Raw genomic sequence first — 14,307 nt, forward strand, 5'->3', positions numbered from 1 at the left:
CTCCGTCAGCGTTCCGGATCCGCCGGGATGCCGCTGCGGGCGAGCCACGCGCGGACCGCCGCGCGCGTCTCGCGCCCGGAAGCGTTGAGCAGGCGCTCGGGGGTGGTGAAGAAGTACGGCTGGAAGGTCTTTCGCTGCGCGTTGCGCAGGGTCGGGTCGATCCCGGCCTCGAGCAGCCTCAGCACCCAGGGATTGGCCGCGCCGACCTGTGCCGCCACGTGGAGCAGCGAGTTGCCGGTGGCGTCGACCCGGTTCGGGTCCGCGCCGGCCCGCAGCAGCAGCGCGATCTGCGCCTCGCGCCGGTTCTGTACGGCGCGGAACAGCGGCGTCCACTGACCGCGCGGGCTCACCGGGTCGACCGGCGCGCCGTGGCGCAGCAGGATCTCCAGGTAGGTCGGATCCTCGACCATCGCCGCCATGTGCAGCGCGGTCTCCTGATCGAGCCCCGGCACAGACGGGTCCGCCCCCGCGTCGAGCAGGGCCGACAGCGCGCGCGGCCGCGCGTTCCAGATCGCCCATTCGAGCAGGGTGAGGTTCCGGCCGCCGCGGACGCGGACGGAGAGATCCAGGCCGGGCGCCAGCGCGGCGATGCGCGCGACGTCACCGCGGGCGACCGCCGCGGCGATCGCGGCGAGCGGGGACGCCTCGAAGGCGCCGCTGTGGTCCCCGGTCGGGGTCTCCATGACCGTTCGCTCCTCGGCGCCGCCTGATTCGGCGCTGCGTGACGCGGGTCATGTGATCGATAAACACGGAGGCGCCGCAAGGCCCTCTCCGCAAGTGTCGCCGCCGGTGCGCACCGCCGGCGCACGACGTGGTCAAGAAGCGATCTCGCCGCGGCGCCGGTCGAGACCGTCCGCGGCGAGCCTCGTCGATCCCGGACTCGATGACCTAGTGCTTCAGATCGTCCGGAACCTTGCCGCCGTTCTCGGCGAGCTTCTGCATGACCTGCTTGTGCAGCCAGATGTTCATGCTGGCCGAATCGTCCTTGTCGCCGGTGTAGTGGAGCTCGTCGGCGAGCTGCTTGCGCGCGGCGAGGCCGGAATCGAGGCCCAGCAGCTTCATCAGGTCGACGATCGAGTGCCGCCAGTCGAGCGTCTGCGGGTTCTTCTCGGCGAGGCCGGTGAGCACCGCCGCGACGTCCACGGGCTCGCTGCCGCCGGCCGAGCCGGGGGCCGACGTGGAGGGCGTGCTCGTGCCGGCCGAGCCGCCGGAGCCGGCGTTGGGCGCGGGCGCGGCGTCCGCGGTGCCGCCACCGAACGGATGGAGGATCTTGCTGACGATGCTGCCGAGGAGGCTCATGGATCCGCTCCGATAATCGAGGCCCGATCTCCGCGTCGGGCGGCCATTCAACTGGCTGTGAGCCTTGGCGTTCCGCGATTCGGCAGGCTCGGGACGGTCGGCGCGGCGCGGCCCGGAGCGATCACGACCTCGGCCAGAGGGCGAGGACGAGCGCGGCCCGCTCCTCCGCGAGCGTGCCGTCCGGGACCGGGCGGCCCGCGCGGGCGTACCAGTAGCGCGCGTTGCCGTCGTCGCCCTCGACCCGGTGGAGATGGGCGTGGACCCAGGCCGCGTCGGACCCGCCGGCGTCCTGGACGAGGCGGTGCGCCCGCTCCCAGGCGGCGGAGGCCGGGCCGGATGCGTCCCGGGCGAGCCACCAGAGCGCGGCGAGCGGGGCGTCCCAGACGCTCGGCGGCTCGGACGCGGCGAGTGTCGCGGCGAAGGCGGCGGGGAGGCTCTCGGTCACGGCTGTCTCCTTCCCGGGCGTTTCAGCGGCCGGCGGCGCGCTCCGGCTGCCAGCGCCCGCGGCGCTGCCGGGCCGACCACGCGTAGCGGGCATCGCCGTCGAGGCGGTCGAGATGGTCGGAGAGGCGGTTGCGCTCGAGCCACGACAGGGCCGCCTCCAGCTCCGGGAGGGTCATGGTCGCGCGGCCCTTGCCGAGCACGCGCTTGAGAACGGCGTTGTAGCGGTGGGCGAGATTGCCGCCGCGGGGCACGCGCAGCGAAGTCTCGTCCTCGACCGCCTGGGCGGCCACCGCGGCGGCGAGCCGCTGGCGCAGGGTCCGCTCGGTGACGGAGGGCGGTTCGGGCGCGGGCGCCGCGGCGACCGGTTCGGGGAGTCGCGGGCGCAGCAGGGCGTAGCGCATCCCGATCGCGTTGCTCTCCAAGGGCGTGATCCCGCCCGGCTCGTCGTCGCGCCAGCGGGTCCGCTCGGGCACGACGGCGCTCGCCGGCCGCTCGCGGGGCGGCCGGACGCTGCTGCCCTGCTCGGTCTCGAGTTCGAGGCGGAACCGCGCGAAGAGCGGGTCGTCGGGGTGGAAGATCAGCGCCTGCTGCCCGTCGTAGGGGCCGGCATGGGGATCGACCCGGGTGGCCCGGGCGAGCATCTGCTCGAGCCACGGTCGGGAGCGGATATGCGTCAGGGCCGCGACGACCGCGACCTCCGGGGCGTCGAGACCCTCGTACGCCATGGCCACCGTCACCAGCACGGCCGGCTCCGGCGTGAGCCGGAACGCCGCCAGAGCCGCGTGGGCGTCGCCCTGACCAGAGGTCGCGAGACGGACATCGCGCGCGCCCTGCCCGGCCGGCATCCAGTCGCGCAGGGTCGCGAGATAGGCCCGCGCGCTCGCCTGATCGGGCGCCACCACGAGGAGCTTGCCGAGCCCCCGGGCCGGTTCGCCGGGCGGGAGATCGCGCTCCGCCCGGCGCCGGGCGCGCAGGCGCTTCGTGGCGAAGAACGCCTCGCTCAGAAGGTCGCGGGCGAAGCCGGTCCGCAGGGCGGTGAACAGCGCCGGCCGGGTGGTGATCCGGACCGCGCCCGCGCCGAGCCGGTGCGGCCCGACGCGCGGGCTGTCGCCGGCGATCCGGCCGCCCTCCAGCCAGCTCGCCTCGCCGTCGAGGGCGCCGAACGTCACCGGCAGCACCGCCCGCTCGGCCAGCGCCTGCGCCCGCGAGTAGCCGATGACCGCGAGGCCGGTCGCGTCGAGGTCGAGTTCCGGCCCGCGGCCGGGTGCGGCGGGCTGGTAGGGCAGCCCGAGGATCCGCCGCCCGTCCGCCCGCTCCAGCGTCCCGGACAGGTACAGGCGCATGGTCGCCGCCTCCATGACGGGCAGCATCGCGCGGGACCACGCCCCCGCCTCGGCATCCTCCGCGGAGGCTTCGTCGGCGCCCGGGCGACCGGGGACCGGCAGGTGATGAACCTCGTCGACCACCAGCAGGGTGCGGTGCGCCCGCGCCTCCGCGAGGTGGAGCGCCGGGGCGGCGGCGACCGCCTGATAGGTGGTGACGTAGCCGGCCAGACCCCGCGCCGGGTCGCGCTCGTTGTCGGCGGCCCGGACGCTGAGGGCGTGCCCTAAGGCCGCGCGCCACAGCGGGTCGGCGAAGGCTTCCTCGGCCTGCAGCCGCAGGGAATCCCGCGGCACCACCCAGACCACGCGCTCGACGAGCCCCGCCTCGATCAGCCGGTGCGCGGCGATGACCGGCAGCAGCGACTTGCCCCCGCCCGGCGTGACCGCCGCCAGGATCTTCCGGACATGGGCCGCCTCCCCGCTCGCCATGGCCGCGACCAGGGCCATCAGCGTGCGCTGGTGCGACCGCAGGGACGGGGCGGGACGGGTCAAGGGTCGGCGAAGCAGGGCGACATCGCCACACCGTGGCCGATCCGGATTCCTTTGTGAATCCCCGGAGTCGCGGAACGTTCGCGTTTTCGTCCCAATGGCGGAGCCGGGGGCACCGCGAGGCCGGAAGAGGGTCGACTCGGCAAGCGCGGCCGCCCGGATCGCGGCGGCGCCGAGCGAAACCGCCCCGCTCTCCACGATTGCCGCGTCCGGCGAGGCGGATCGGTCCACCATAAGCGTTGACACCCGGCCCACCCCTCACCATAAGGGCGCCGCGGGCGATGCCCGCCTTGGGGGAATGTCCCGAGCGGCAAAGGGGGCGGACTGTAAATCCGCTGCGTAAGCTTCGTAGGTTCGAGTCCTACTTCCCCCACCAAGTTCTTCCCGATCCCGTCAGCCTTGTTTCGCCAGCGCGGCCTCGATACGCGCGGCCGCGGCGGCCGAGAAGCCCTTCCCCTCGAGCCCTTGTCCCGCGGCCGCCTGACCGGTGAGCGAGCGGCGCTTGCCCCCCGGCAGATGCGCCTGCCGCAGGGCGTGGGCGTCCCGGTGACTGGCATGGGTGATCGCGATGGCCAGCGCGTCGGCGGCGTCCGCGACGCGGAACTCGGCCTTCGGCAGAAGGAAGCGGACCATCGCCTGGATCTGCACCTTCTCGGCGTGGCCGGAGCCCGCGACGGTCTTCTTGATGAGGTTGGGGGCGTACTCGAACACCGGCAGTCCGGCGAGGGCCGGCACGAGCAGCGCCATCGCCCGCGCATGGCCTAGCTTGAGCGTCGCCTGGGCGTCCTTGTTGACGAAGGTCTCCTCCACGGCGACCTCGTCGGGCCGCACGGCCTCGACGACGCGGCCGATCCTCTCGAACAGTTCCCGCAGGCGCAGGGCCAGCGGAAGCTCCCCGTCCGAGGTCACGACCCCGCAATCGCCGTAGGTGAGCTTCGTGCCCTGCGCGGTGATCAGGCCCCAGCCGGTGCGGCGGAGTCCGGGGTCGATCCCGAGAATGCGGACGGCGCTGGTCATGGGGCTCCACGGCTCGGTGAACGGCCCGAGGCTGCCGTACGTATCGTGAACGCTTGGTTTCACCAAGGTTCCGGGCGCGGAAGCGGTCGGCCGTGGCCGGCCCGGCACGGTGCCGGGTCGAACTCACCCCCGGCGACCGAGGAGGATCAGCGCCGTTCCGGCGAGGCAGACCGCGCTGCCCGCGAGGTCCCACCGGTCGGGCCGATGACCCTCCGCGAGCCACAGCCACAGGACCGAGGCCGCGACGTAGACGCCGCCGTAGGCCGCGAAGGCGCGCCCCGCCGCGGGGCTGTCCACGAGGGTCAGGAGGGCCGCGAAGGCCGCCAGCGAGGCGAGGCCCGGCAGCGCCCACCAGGCCGACCGCCCGAGCCGCAGCCAGGCCCAGAACGCGAAGCAGCCGGCGATCTCGGCGAGGGCGGCGGCCGCGTAGGCGAGGAGGGTCATCGCGTCAGCTTGGCACGGCGCGCCGCGCGGGACGAGGCCGGCGCTGGGGACGGACCGCGACCGGCATTAAGCTCCCGGCAAGGAGGATCCGGTCGAGTGTCGCCATGAGCACGCATGCGAGCACCCGCGAGACCCAGGGCGACCGGCTGCTGTTTCCGGGGGACGCCCGCCTCCGCGACGCCGTCCTCGCCTGGATCGAGGCGCTGGCGCGGGAGCGGCGGATGTCGTCCAACACCGTCGAGGCGTACGGGCGCGACCTCCGGCAGTTCCTCCACCACCTCGCGTCCCGTCAGGGGACGCCGACGATCCCGATGCTGATCGGGCTCAAGGTGCGGGATATCCGCGGCTTCATGGCCGCGCGCCGGGCCGACGAGGTCTCCGGGCGCTCGCTGATGCGCATGCTGGCGGGACTGCGCTCCTTCGCGCGCTTCCTCGAGCGGGAAGGCTTCGGCACCGTCTCGGCCCTGGGCGGTGTGCGCTCGCCCAAGGTCCCGCGGCGGCTTCCCCGTCCCCTGCCCGTCTCCGCCGCGGTGGCGCTGACCGATACCGCGATCCGCGCCGGCGAGGAGCGGGAGCCCTGGGTCCTCGCCCGGGACGCCGCCGTGCTGGCCCTGCTCTACGGCGCGGGGCTGCGCATCTCCGAGGCCCTGGGCCTGACCCGCCGTGACGCACCCCTGCCCGGTGTCGATCAGGTCACCGTGCTCGGCAAGGGCGGCAAGCAGCGCATGGTGCCGATCCTGCCCGTCGTGGCGCGGGCCGTGGCGGACTACGTCGCCGCCTGTCCCCTGCCGCTGCCGCCGGAGGGACCGCTGTTTCTCGGTGCCCGGGGCGGCCCGCTCTCGCCGCGCATCATCCAGTACACGGTCGCGCGCGCCCGCGGCGCCCTGGGCCTGCCCGAGAGCGCCACACCGCACGCCCTGCGGCATTCCTTCGCAACCCATCTCCTGGCGCGCCAGGGCGAACTCCGGGCGATCCAGGAACTCCTGGGCCACGCCTCGCTCTCCACGACGCAGCTCTACACGCAGGTCGACGCCGCCCGCCTCATGAGTGCCTACGCGGCGGCCCATCCGCGGGCTGGCCATTGAGCAAGATTGCTAAAAACTTCGACTTCGAGAGCCTTCATCATCGTCTATAGGCGCGTCTTCCGGTTCGCCCAGTGCAGAATCCCGCTCTTTAAGAGCTTCGTCACGATCTTCAGCCAATATGGGCAACGAACGGGATGGGGTTGGGCGGGCGTCATGGATCTTCAGGATGGGAGGGCGCCGGCACGTGTCGTAATCGCGGATTGCGATCCGGGCCGCCGCGTCTCCCTGAGAGAGATCGTCCTGCGATTCGATCCCAGCGCGGTGATCGATGAGGCGACCTCGGGTCAGGCGCTCTGCGACATCCTCCTCCGCCACCGTCCCACCCTGGCCTTCGTGGGAATGCAGCTCGACGATCTCAGCGGCCCCGAAGCCGTCGCCGTCGCGCGCCGGGCGGGTGCGGAGCCCCCCTGCCTGGTGCTGGTGGCGACCCGCGTGCTGCCGCACTGGCAGGAGATCGCCACGAGCCTCGGCGCCTACGAAGTCCTGAAGACGCCCCTCGACCCGAGCCATATCGAGCCGCTGCTCCACGCGGATGCCCGCCGTCGCGCACCGACCCGGGCCCTGCTCGCCTGCTCGACTCCGGCCGGGCGGTCGGCCATCAGCCGCGTCGTGGCGCGCAGCGGGTTCGCGATCGAGCTCGACGAGACGGATGACGGCCGCCACGCCCTCAAGCAGCTGAAGCTCGCCGCCTACGACTTCGCCTTCATCGACGTGAAGCTCGGCGGCATCGACGGGCTCGAACTGGCCTGCCAGATCCAGCCCCTCGGCCTCCCGACCCGGATCACCCTGCTGACCACGTCCGAGCTGGAGCCCGTCGCTCAGGCTGGCCGCTACTTCGGCGTCGACGCCGTGCTGCGGATGCCGTTCTACGCCCGCGACATCGACCTCGCCCTGCACAACGCGCTGGGCCTGCGCCGGCCGTATCTGCTGAACGCCCTGACGGCCCCGCCCGCGCCGAGCGCGCTGCTGCGGATCGCCGACCTGCCGAATTCCAGGCGCAAGATCGCCTGACCCCGCGCCGGGCCGTCGCTCTGCGGGCCAGTCAGGTTCGAGGCGCGCGGTGTGTGACGGAACGCGAAGGCCCCTTTCCCGCAGGGGAGAGGGGGCCTTCGCGCAGGCGGTCGAGCCCGCCGAGGTAGCAATCCGCGCAGCCGTGGGCCTTGGCCCGTCAGACGTGGATGGCGCGCTTGTTGACCGCCAGCGCGGCTTCCTTGACGGCCTCGGTCAGCGTCGGGTGCGCGTGGCAAGTGCGGGCGATGTCCTCCGACGAGGCGCCGAACTCCATCGCGACCGCCACCTCGGCGATCAGGTTGCCGGCATCCGCGCCCACGATGTGCACGCCGAGTACCCGGTCGGTCTGGGCGTCGGCCAGCACCTTCACGAACCCGTCGGTGGTGCCGTTCGCCTTGGCCCGGCCATTGGCCGTGAAGGGGAACTTGCCAGCGTTGTAGGCCACGCCGTCCTTCTTCAACTCCTCCTCGGTCTTGCCGACCGAGGCGACCTCCGGGAACGTGTAGACCACGTTCGGGATCACGCCGTAATTCACGTGGCCGGACTGGCCGGCCAGCATCTCGGCGATCGCTACGCCCTCGTCCTCGGCCTTGTGGGCGAGCATCGGGCCGGCAATCACGTCGCCGATGGCGTAGATGCCGGTGACGTTGGTGGCGTAGTGGGAATCGGTGAGGATCCGGCCCTTGTCGTCCCGCTGGACACCGACCGTGTCGAGGCCGAGGCCCTCCGTGTAGGGCGTCCGGCCGATGCAGACGAGGACCACGTCGGCCTGCAGCGTCTCCGCCGTACCGCCCGCGGCCGGCTCGACCGTGACCGCCGCGCCGCCCTTCTTGCCGACCTCGACGCCCGTCACCTTGGTGGACAGCTTGAAGGCGATGCCCTGCTTGGTCAGGATCCGCTGGAACTGCTTGCCGACCTCGCCGTCCATGCCCGGCAGCACCCGGTCGAGATACTCGACCACGGTCACCTCGGAGCCGAGCCGGCGCCAGACGGAACCCAGCTCCAGCCCGATCACGCCGGCGCCGATGACGAGGAGCTTCTTCGGCACCCGGTCGAGTTCCAGGGCGCCGGTGGAGGAGACCACGACCTTCTCGTCGATGGTGACGCCGGGCAGGCGCGCCACGTCCGAGCCGGTCGCGATGACGATGCTCTTCGTCTCGAGCATCTGGTTGCCGCCGTCCTCGGCGATGACCTCGACGCGGCCGGCGCCGGCGATCCGGCCGGTGCCGTGGAAGGTGTCGACCTTGTTCTTCTTGAGCAGGAACTCGACGCCCTTGGTGTTGCCGGCGACGCCCTCGGCCTTGAAGGCCATCATCTTCTTGAGGTCGAGCTTCGGCGTGCCGACGTCGATGCCGAGATCGGCGAAGTGCGTGTTGGCCTCCTCGAAGGCCTCGGACGCGTGCAGCAGGGCCTTGGACGGGATGCAGCCGACATTGAGGCAGGTGCCGCCGTGCGTCGCGCGCTTCTCGACCACCGCGGTCCGCAGGCCGAGCTGCGCCGCGCGGATCGCGCAGACGTAGCCGCCGGGGCCGGTGCCGATGACGACGAGATCGTAGGACATGAGGCTTCGCTTCCGCTCGGTCGTGCCGCGTGCGAGACGGGCAGGGAATGTCAGGTGGGGCTTGGCCTCAGCGGCCGCCGCCGATGTCGAGGATGGCGCCCGTGGTGTAGGAGGCCTCGTCCGAGAGGAGCCACACGATCGGTGCGGCCACCTCCTCGGCGGTGCCGGCCCGCTTCATCGGGACGCCGGGGCCGAGACGCTCGACCCGGTCCGGCTCGCCGCCGCTGGCATGGATCTCGGTGGCGATGATGCCGGGCGCCACCGCGTTGACGCGGATGCCGTCGGCGGCGACCTCGCGGGAAAGCCCGATCGTCAGCGAGTCGATGGCGCCCTTGGAGGCCGCGTAGTCCACGAACTGGCCGGGGCCGCCGAGGCGCGCCGCCACCGAGGACAGGTTGACGATCGCGCCCCCTGCCCCTCCGCGCTTGATCGACATGCGCCGCACCGCCTCCCGCGCGCACAGGAAGCTGCCGACCACGTTGGTGGTCATCATGCGCTGCAAGCGGGCGACGCTCATGTCGGCGACGTCAGACTTCACGTCGACCACGCCGGCATTGTTGACGAGCGCCGCGAGGCGGCCGAGGCCGTCGGCCGCCTTGAACAGGGCGATGACGTCGGCCTCGTTGCCGACGTCGCCCTTCACGGCGAGCGCCCGTCCGCCCTTGGCCGCGATCGCGTCCACCACGCCCTGCGCGGCGGCGGCGTCCGACACGTAGCTCAGGCAGACGGCGTAGCCGCGCTCCGCCAGGAGGAGCGCCACCGCGCGGCCAATGCCGCGGCTGCCGCCCGTGACGATCGCGACCCTGTTCTCAGCGCTCGACATGGCTGCCTCAGAGGTCCAGCACGAGGCGCGCCGGATCCTCCAGCGCCTCCTTGACCCGCACCAGGAAGGTCACGGCCTCCTTACCGTCGACGATGCGATGGTCGTACGACAGGGCGAGGTACATCATCGGCCGCGCCTCGATCTTGCCGGCGCGGACCACCGGGCGCTCCTCGATGCGGTGCATGCCGAGGATGCCCGACTGCGGCGCGTTGAGGATCGGCGTCGACATCAGCGAGCCGTAGATGCCGCCGTTGGTGATCGTGAAGGTGCCGCCCTGCATCTCCTCGATGGAGAGCTTGCCGTCGCGGGCCTTCTTGCCGAAGCCGGCGATCTTCTTCTCAATGCCGGCGATCGACAGGTCGTCGGCGTCGCGCACCACCGGCACGACGAGACCCTTATCGGTGCCGACCGCGATGCCGATGTGGTAGTAGTTCTTGTAGACGAGGTCCTGCCCGTCGATCTCGGCGTTGACCGCCGGCACGTCCTTGAGGGCGCCGATCACCGCCTTGGTGAAAAAGCCCATGAAGCCGAGCTTCGTGCCGTGCTTCTTCTCGAAGATGTCCTTGTACTGGCTGCGCATCGCCATCACGGCCGACATGTCGACGTCGTTGAACGTCGTCAGCATCGCCGCGGTGTCCTGCGCGTCCTTCAGGCGGCGCGCGATGGTCTGGCGCAGCTTCGTCATGCGCACGCGCTCCTCGCGCGCGGCGTCGTCCGGCGCCGAGGGGGCGCGCGGCAGGGTCGGACGGGCCTCCTTGGCGGGCGCCGACGGGGCCGGCCCCTTGGCGATGGCGCCGAGCATGTCCCCCTTCGTGACGCGTCCGTCCTTGCCGGACCCGCTCACCGACGACGGGTCGACACCCGATTCCCGGGCGAGCTTGGCCACCGCCGGGCCGTTGTCTCCGACCGGGCGCTGCTGGGCCGCGGGGGCGGCGGCATCGCCGTGGTTGCCGTAGCCGGCGGACGATTCCTGGGCCGGGGCCTCGGCCTTCGCGGGCGCGGCGGCCTTCGGGGCCTCGCTCCGGCTCTCGGCCTTGGTCTCGGCGCTCTCCTTCGGGGCGGCCTTCTTGGCCGTGCCGCCGCCGGCTCCGGCCTCGACGATCGAGCCGAGCAGGGCACCGGGCTCCACGGTCTCGCCGTCCTTGACCAGGATCTCGCCGAGCTCGCCGGCCGCCGGGGCGTTCACCTCCAGGGTGACCTTGTCGGTCTCGAGCTCGACGATCGGCTCGTCGGCCGCGACCGTGTCGCCGGGCTTCTTGAACCAGCGGCCGATCGTGGCCTCGCTCACGGATTCGCCGAGGGTCGGGACGAGGATGTCGGTTGCCATGCTCTCTTCTGCCCCGCGGGGGGGCCTCCTCTGGATGTCGGGCCGCGACGTCAGCGCCGCAGGATCAGGGATGGAACGGGCGAGACGGTGTACCGGAAGCCTGCCTGCGCCATCAGGACGGGATCTGCTTCGCCGAGCGCCTCGGCCCGGGCCGCGTCGTCGGCCTCGACCAGGGCGAGGCCCCAGGTGCCGCCGGACTCGAAGACGGGTCCGACCGCGATGGCGATGCCGGCGGCCGCCTGCTCCATCCAGTAGCCGGAATGCGCCGAGAACAGCGCCTTCTCGGCCTCCGTCGCGTCGAACGGGAAGCTCGGGCGGGGCGGTTCCAGGCGGAGCAGGAAGTAGGCCATGGCCGGACGATCAGACCGCCAGGGCCTCGTTGAGGAAGGCCTGGAGCTGCGCTTGGTGCTTCGACATCTGGCCGACCGCCGTCGAGGCGGAGGCCGGACGGCCGACGTAGCGGGCGCGCTTCACCGCGGAGCCGGCCTGGCCGAGCACCCACTCGAGGTAGGGCTCGACGAAGGACCAGGCGCCCATGTTCTTGGGCTCCTCCTGGCACCAGATCACGTCGGCGTTGCGGAACCGGGCCATCTCGTTGGCCAGCGCCTTCAGGGGGAACGGGTAGAGCTGCTCGACGCGCATCAGGTAGATGTCGTTGAGGCCGCGCTTCTCCCGCTCCTCCAGCAGGTCGTAGTAGACCTTGCCGGAGCACAGCACGACGCGGCGGATCTTGTCGTCGCGCACGAGCTTGTTCTGCGCGCCCTCCTCCTCGGCGTCGTCCCAGAGGACGCGGTGGAAGGTCGAGCCCTCGGCGAGCGCGTCGAGGTTCGACACGGCGCGCTTGTGGCGCAGCAGCGACTTCGGCGTCATCAGCACCAGCGGCTTGCGGAAGTCGCGCTTCAGCTGCCGGCGCAGGATGTGGAAGTAGTTCGCCGGCGTCGTGACGTTGGCGACCTGCATGTTGTCCTCGGCGCAGGCCTGGAGGTAGCGCTCCAGGCGGGCCGAGGAGTGCTCGGGCCCCTGGCCCTCGTAGCCGTGCGGCAGCAGCAGCACGAGGCCCGACATGCGCAGCCACTTGCGCTCGCCGGACGCGATGAACTGGTCGATCACCACCTGGGCGCCGTTGGCGAAGTCGCCGAACTGGGCTTCCCAGAGGACCAGGGCGTTCGGCTCGGCGAGCGAGTAGCCGTACTCGAAGCCGAGCACCGCTTCCTCGGAGAGCATCGAGTTGATGATCTCGATCGCGGCCTGCCCCTCGCGGATGGCGTTGAGCGGCGTGAAGCGCTGCTCGTTCTCCTGGTCGATCACCACCGCGTGGCGCTGCGAGAACGTGCCGCGCTCCACGTCCTGACCCGACAGGCGGACCCGGTTGCCGTCGAGGAGCGTCGCCCCGAAGGCCAGGGCCTCGGCGGTCGCCCAGTCGATGCCGACCCCCGTCTCCACCGCCTTGGCGCGGTTGTCCATGAAGCGCTGGATCGTGCGGTGCAGGTGGAAGCCGGGCGGCGCCTGCGTGATCCTGCGCCCGATCTCCTGCAGGGTCCCGGCCGGCACGGCGGTGCGGCCGCGGCGCGGGTCGTCCACGTCCTCGTGCACGGCCTTCACGCCGGACCAGCGGCCGTCGAGCCAGTCGGCCTTGTTGGCCTTGTAGTTGTTGGCGACGTCGAGCTCGCTGTCGAGCATCCCGCGGAACTCGGCCTTGCGGGCGTCGAGCGCCTCCTGGGTGACCGAGCCGTTCTCGACGAGCTTGCGGCCGTAGCTCTCCAGCACCGAGGGATGCTTGCGGATCCGCTGGTACATCTTCGGCTGTGTGAAGGCCGGCTCGTCGCCCTCGTTGTGGCCGAAGCGGCGGTAGCACAGCATGTCGATCACGACCGGCTTGCCGAACTTCTGCCGGTACTCGACCGCGACCTTGGCGGCGAAGGTGACGGCTTCCGGATCGTCGCCGTTGCAGTGGAAGATCGGCGCCTCGACCATCTTGGCGACGTCGGACGGGTAGGGCGAGGAGCGCGAGAAGCGCGGATCGGTCGTGAAGCCGATCTGGTTGTTGATGATGAAGTGCACCGAGCCGCCGGTGCGGTGGCCCTTCAGGCCCGACAGGCCGAAGCACTCCGCCACCACGCCCTGGCCCGCGAAGGCGGCGTCGCCGTGGATCAGGAGCGGCAGCACCGTGCGGCGCTCGATGTTGGGCTTGGCCCATTGGTCCTGCTTGGCGCGGACCTTGCCGAGCACCACCGGGTCGACGATCTCGAGGTGGGACGGGTTGGCGGTGAGCGACAGGTGGACGTTGTTGCCGTCGAAGGCGCGGTCCGAGGACGCGCCCAGGTGGTACTTCACGTCGCCCGAGCCCTCGACCTCGGCCGGGGAGGCCGAGCCGCCCTTGAACTCGTGGAACACCGCCCGGAAGGGCTTGGCCATCACGTTGGTGAGCACGTTGAGCCGGCCGCGATGGGCCATGCCGAGCACGATCTCGCGCACGCCCAGCGCGCCGCCGCGCTTGATGATCTGCTCCAGCGCCGGGATCATCGCCTCGCTGCCGTCGAGGCCGAAGCGCTTGGTGCCGGTGTACTTGAGGTCGAGGAACTTCTCGAAGCCCTCGGCCTCGATCAGCTTGTTGAGGATCGCGCGGCGCCCCTCGGGGGTGAAGGAGATCTCCTTGTCCTTGCCCTCGATGCGCTCCTGGATCCACGCCTTCTCGGCCGGATCCGAGATGTGCATGAACTCGACGCCGAGCGTCTGGCAGTAGGTCCGCTCCAGGATGCCGACGATCTCGCGGATCGTGCCGAACTGCAGGCCGAGGACGTTGTCGAGGAAGATCGGACGGTCCCAGTCGGCCTCCTCGGTGAAGCCGTAATGCTGCGGGTGCAGCTCCTCGTGGTCGCCCCGCGGCGCGAGCCCCAGCGGGTCCAGCTTGGCGTGCAGGTGGCCGCGCATCCGGTAGGAGCGGATCAGCATGATCGCCCGCACCGAATCCTTGGTCGCCTGCTCCACCGACACGCCGGTGGTGGCGGTGACGCTGTCCTGCGGCTTGCCGGGCTTGGGCTCCTTGGCTTCCCGCGCGACGATCTTGTCGCCGATCGCCTTCTCCAGGGCGCCCCAGTTGCCGTCGAGCGCCGAGACCAGCTCGCCGTTGAGCGGCACCGGCCAGTGCGGCTTCTCCCAGGAGGCGCCGGCGGCGTTCTTCTCGACCAGGGTCTCGTCCTCGCCGAGCCCCTTGAAGAAGGTCTGCCACTCCGGATCCACCGAGGACGGGTTACGGGCGTAGGCCGCCTGCAATTCCTCGATGTAGGCGGCGTTGGCGCCGTACAGGAACGAGGTTTCGAGGAGCGCTTCGTTCACGTCCTGGCGTGCCATGGTGCGTCCATCCTGATCGCGCGGGCAGGCTCCCCTGCCCTCCGGGCTCCCCGTCAGCGCGGCGGAGCGCCCTC

13 protein-coding genes and 1 tRNA gene are annotated in these 14,307 nt (G+C 71.7%); 3 read left to right on the forward strand and 11 right to left on the reverse strand.

Features of this window, described 5'->3' with window-relative positions; all coding sequences use genetic code 11:
* Nucleotides 1-5: 5 nt before the first annotated feature.
* The 4 genes from C4T42_RS15605 to C4T42_RS15620 all read right to left on the reverse strand — a co-directional run bounded on the left by C4T42_RS15605 (nucleotide 6) and on the right by C4T42_RS15620 (nucleotide 3,617).
* The gene (locus C4T42_RS15605; RefSeq protein ID WP_103985379.1) at nucleotides 6-683 is read right to left on the reverse strand and encodes an ankyrin repeat domain-containing protein; all 678 of its coding nucleotides are present in this window, start codon (nucleotides 681-683) and stop codon (nucleotides 6-8) included.
* 205 nt (nucleotides 684-888) lie between these two features.
* Nucleotides 889-1,299, reverse strand: coding sequence for a DUF3597 domain-containing protein (locus C4T42_RS15610; RefSeq protein ID WP_103985380.1), 411 nt, complete (start codon nucleotides 1,297-1,299; stop codon nucleotides 889-891).
* A gap of 121 nt (nucleotides 1,300-1,420) precedes the next feature.
* On the reverse strand, nucleotides 1,421-1,744 hold the full coding sequence (locus tag C4T42_RS15615) for a hypothetical protein (RefSeq protein ID WP_042671911.1): 324 nt from the start codon (nucleotides 1,742-1,744) through the stop codon (nucleotides 1,421-1,423).
* A 22-nt stretch (nucleotides 1,745-1,766) separates the two neighbouring features.
* Nucleotides 1,767-3,617: a DEAD/DEAH box helicase family protein gene (locus C4T42_RS15620; RefSeq protein ID WP_103985381.1), complete on the reverse strand. Its 1,851-nt coding sequence runs from the start codon at nucleotides 3,615-3,617 to the stop codon at nucleotides 1,767-1,769.
* 289 nt (nucleotides 3,618-3,906) lie between these two features.
* Here C4T42_RS15620 and C4T42_RS15625 point away from each other — a divergent pair.
* Nucleotides 3,907-3,990, forward strand: a tRNA-Tyr gene (locus tag C4T42_RS15625).
* A 17-nt stretch (nucleotides 3,991-4,007) separates the two neighbouring features.
* On the opposite strand, the gene ruvC is transcribed toward C4T42_RS15625, so the two are convergent.
* Both ruvC and C4T42_RS15635 read right to left on the reverse strand, forming a co-directional pair.
* The gene (gene ruvC, locus C4T42_RS15630) at nucleotides 4,008-4,631 is read right to left on the reverse strand and encodes a crossover junction endodeoxyribonuclease RuvC (protein ID WP_103985382.1); all 624 of its coding nucleotides are present in this window, start codon (nucleotides 4,629-4,631) and stop codon (nucleotides 4,008-4,010) included.
* Nucleotides 4,632-4,754: 123 nt separating this feature from the next.
* Nucleotides 4,755-5,075, reverse strand: a complete 321-nt coding sequence (locus tag C4T42_RS15635; RefSeq protein WP_103985383.1) for a YnfA family protein — start codon at nucleotides 5,073-5,075, stop codon at nucleotides 4,755-4,757.
* Between the two features lie 104 nt (nucleotides 5,076-5,179).
* Between C4T42_RS15635 and C4T42_RS15640 the strand changes: the two genes are divergently transcribed.
* Together C4T42_RS15640 and C4T42_RS15645 are read left to right on the forward strand one after the other, a co-directional pair.
* Nucleotides 5,180-6,160: a tyrosine recombinase XerC gene (locus C4T42_RS15640; protein WP_103985384.1), complete on the forward strand. Its 981-nt coding sequence runs from the start codon at nucleotides 5,180-5,182 to the stop codon at nucleotides 6,158-6,160.
* A gap of 261 nt (nucleotides 6,161-6,421) precedes the next feature.
* Entirely contained in the window at nucleotides 6,422-7,171 is a 750-nt protein-coding gene (locus tag C4T42_RS15645) for a response regulator (protein WP_020093732.1), read from the forward strand.
* A 157-nt stretch (nucleotides 7,172-7,328) separates the two neighbouring features.
* Here the strand turns inward: C4T42_RS15645 and lpdA are convergent, their stop codons facing one another.
* From lpdA to C4T42_RS15670, 5 genes are all read right to left on the reverse strand, one after another.
* On the reverse strand, nucleotides 7,329-8,732 hold the full coding sequence (gene lpdA, locus C4T42_RS15650) for a dihydrolipoyl dehydrogenase (protein WP_091979523.1): 1,404 nt from the start codon (nucleotides 8,730-8,732) through the stop codon (nucleotides 7,329-7,331).
* Between the two features lie 67 nt (nucleotides 8,733-8,799).
* Nucleotides 8,800-9,555, reverse strand: a complete 756-nt coding sequence (locus tag C4T42_RS15655; protein WP_020093730.1) for an SDR family oxidoreductase — start codon at nucleotides 9,553-9,555, stop codon at nucleotides 8,800-8,802.
* A 7-nt stretch (nucleotides 9,556-9,562) separates the two neighbouring features.
* Nucleotides 9,563-10,882 (reverse strand): 2-oxoglutarate dehydrogenase complex dihydrolipoyllysine-residue succinyltransferase, encoded by a 1,320-nt coding sequence (odhB, locus tag C4T42_RS15660; protein ID WP_020093729.1) that lies wholly within the window; start codon nucleotides 10,880-10,882, stop codon nucleotides 9,563-9,565.
* A gap of 50 nt (nucleotides 10,883-10,932) precedes the next feature.
* Nucleotides 10,933-11,232 (reverse strand): YciI family protein, encoded by a 300-nt coding sequence (locus C4T42_RS15665; RefSeq protein WP_100252715.1) that lies wholly within the window; start codon nucleotides 11,230-11,232, stop codon nucleotides 10,933-10,935.
* Nucleotides 11,233-11,242: 10 nt separating this feature from the next.
* Complete coding sequence (locus C4T42_RS15670) at nucleotides 11,243-14,233, reverse strand: 2-oxoglutarate dehydrogenase E1 component (RefSeq protein WP_020093727.1); 2,991 nt, start codon at nucleotides 14,231-14,233, stop codon at nucleotides 11,243-11,245.
* Nucleotides 14,234-14,307 lie beyond the last annotated feature (74 nt).

The sequence above is a fragment of the Methylobacterium sp. 190mf genome, from assembly GCF_900107945.1.
GTDB lineage: Bacteria > Pseudomonadota > Alphaproteobacteria > Rhizobiales > Beijerinckiaceae > Methylobacterium.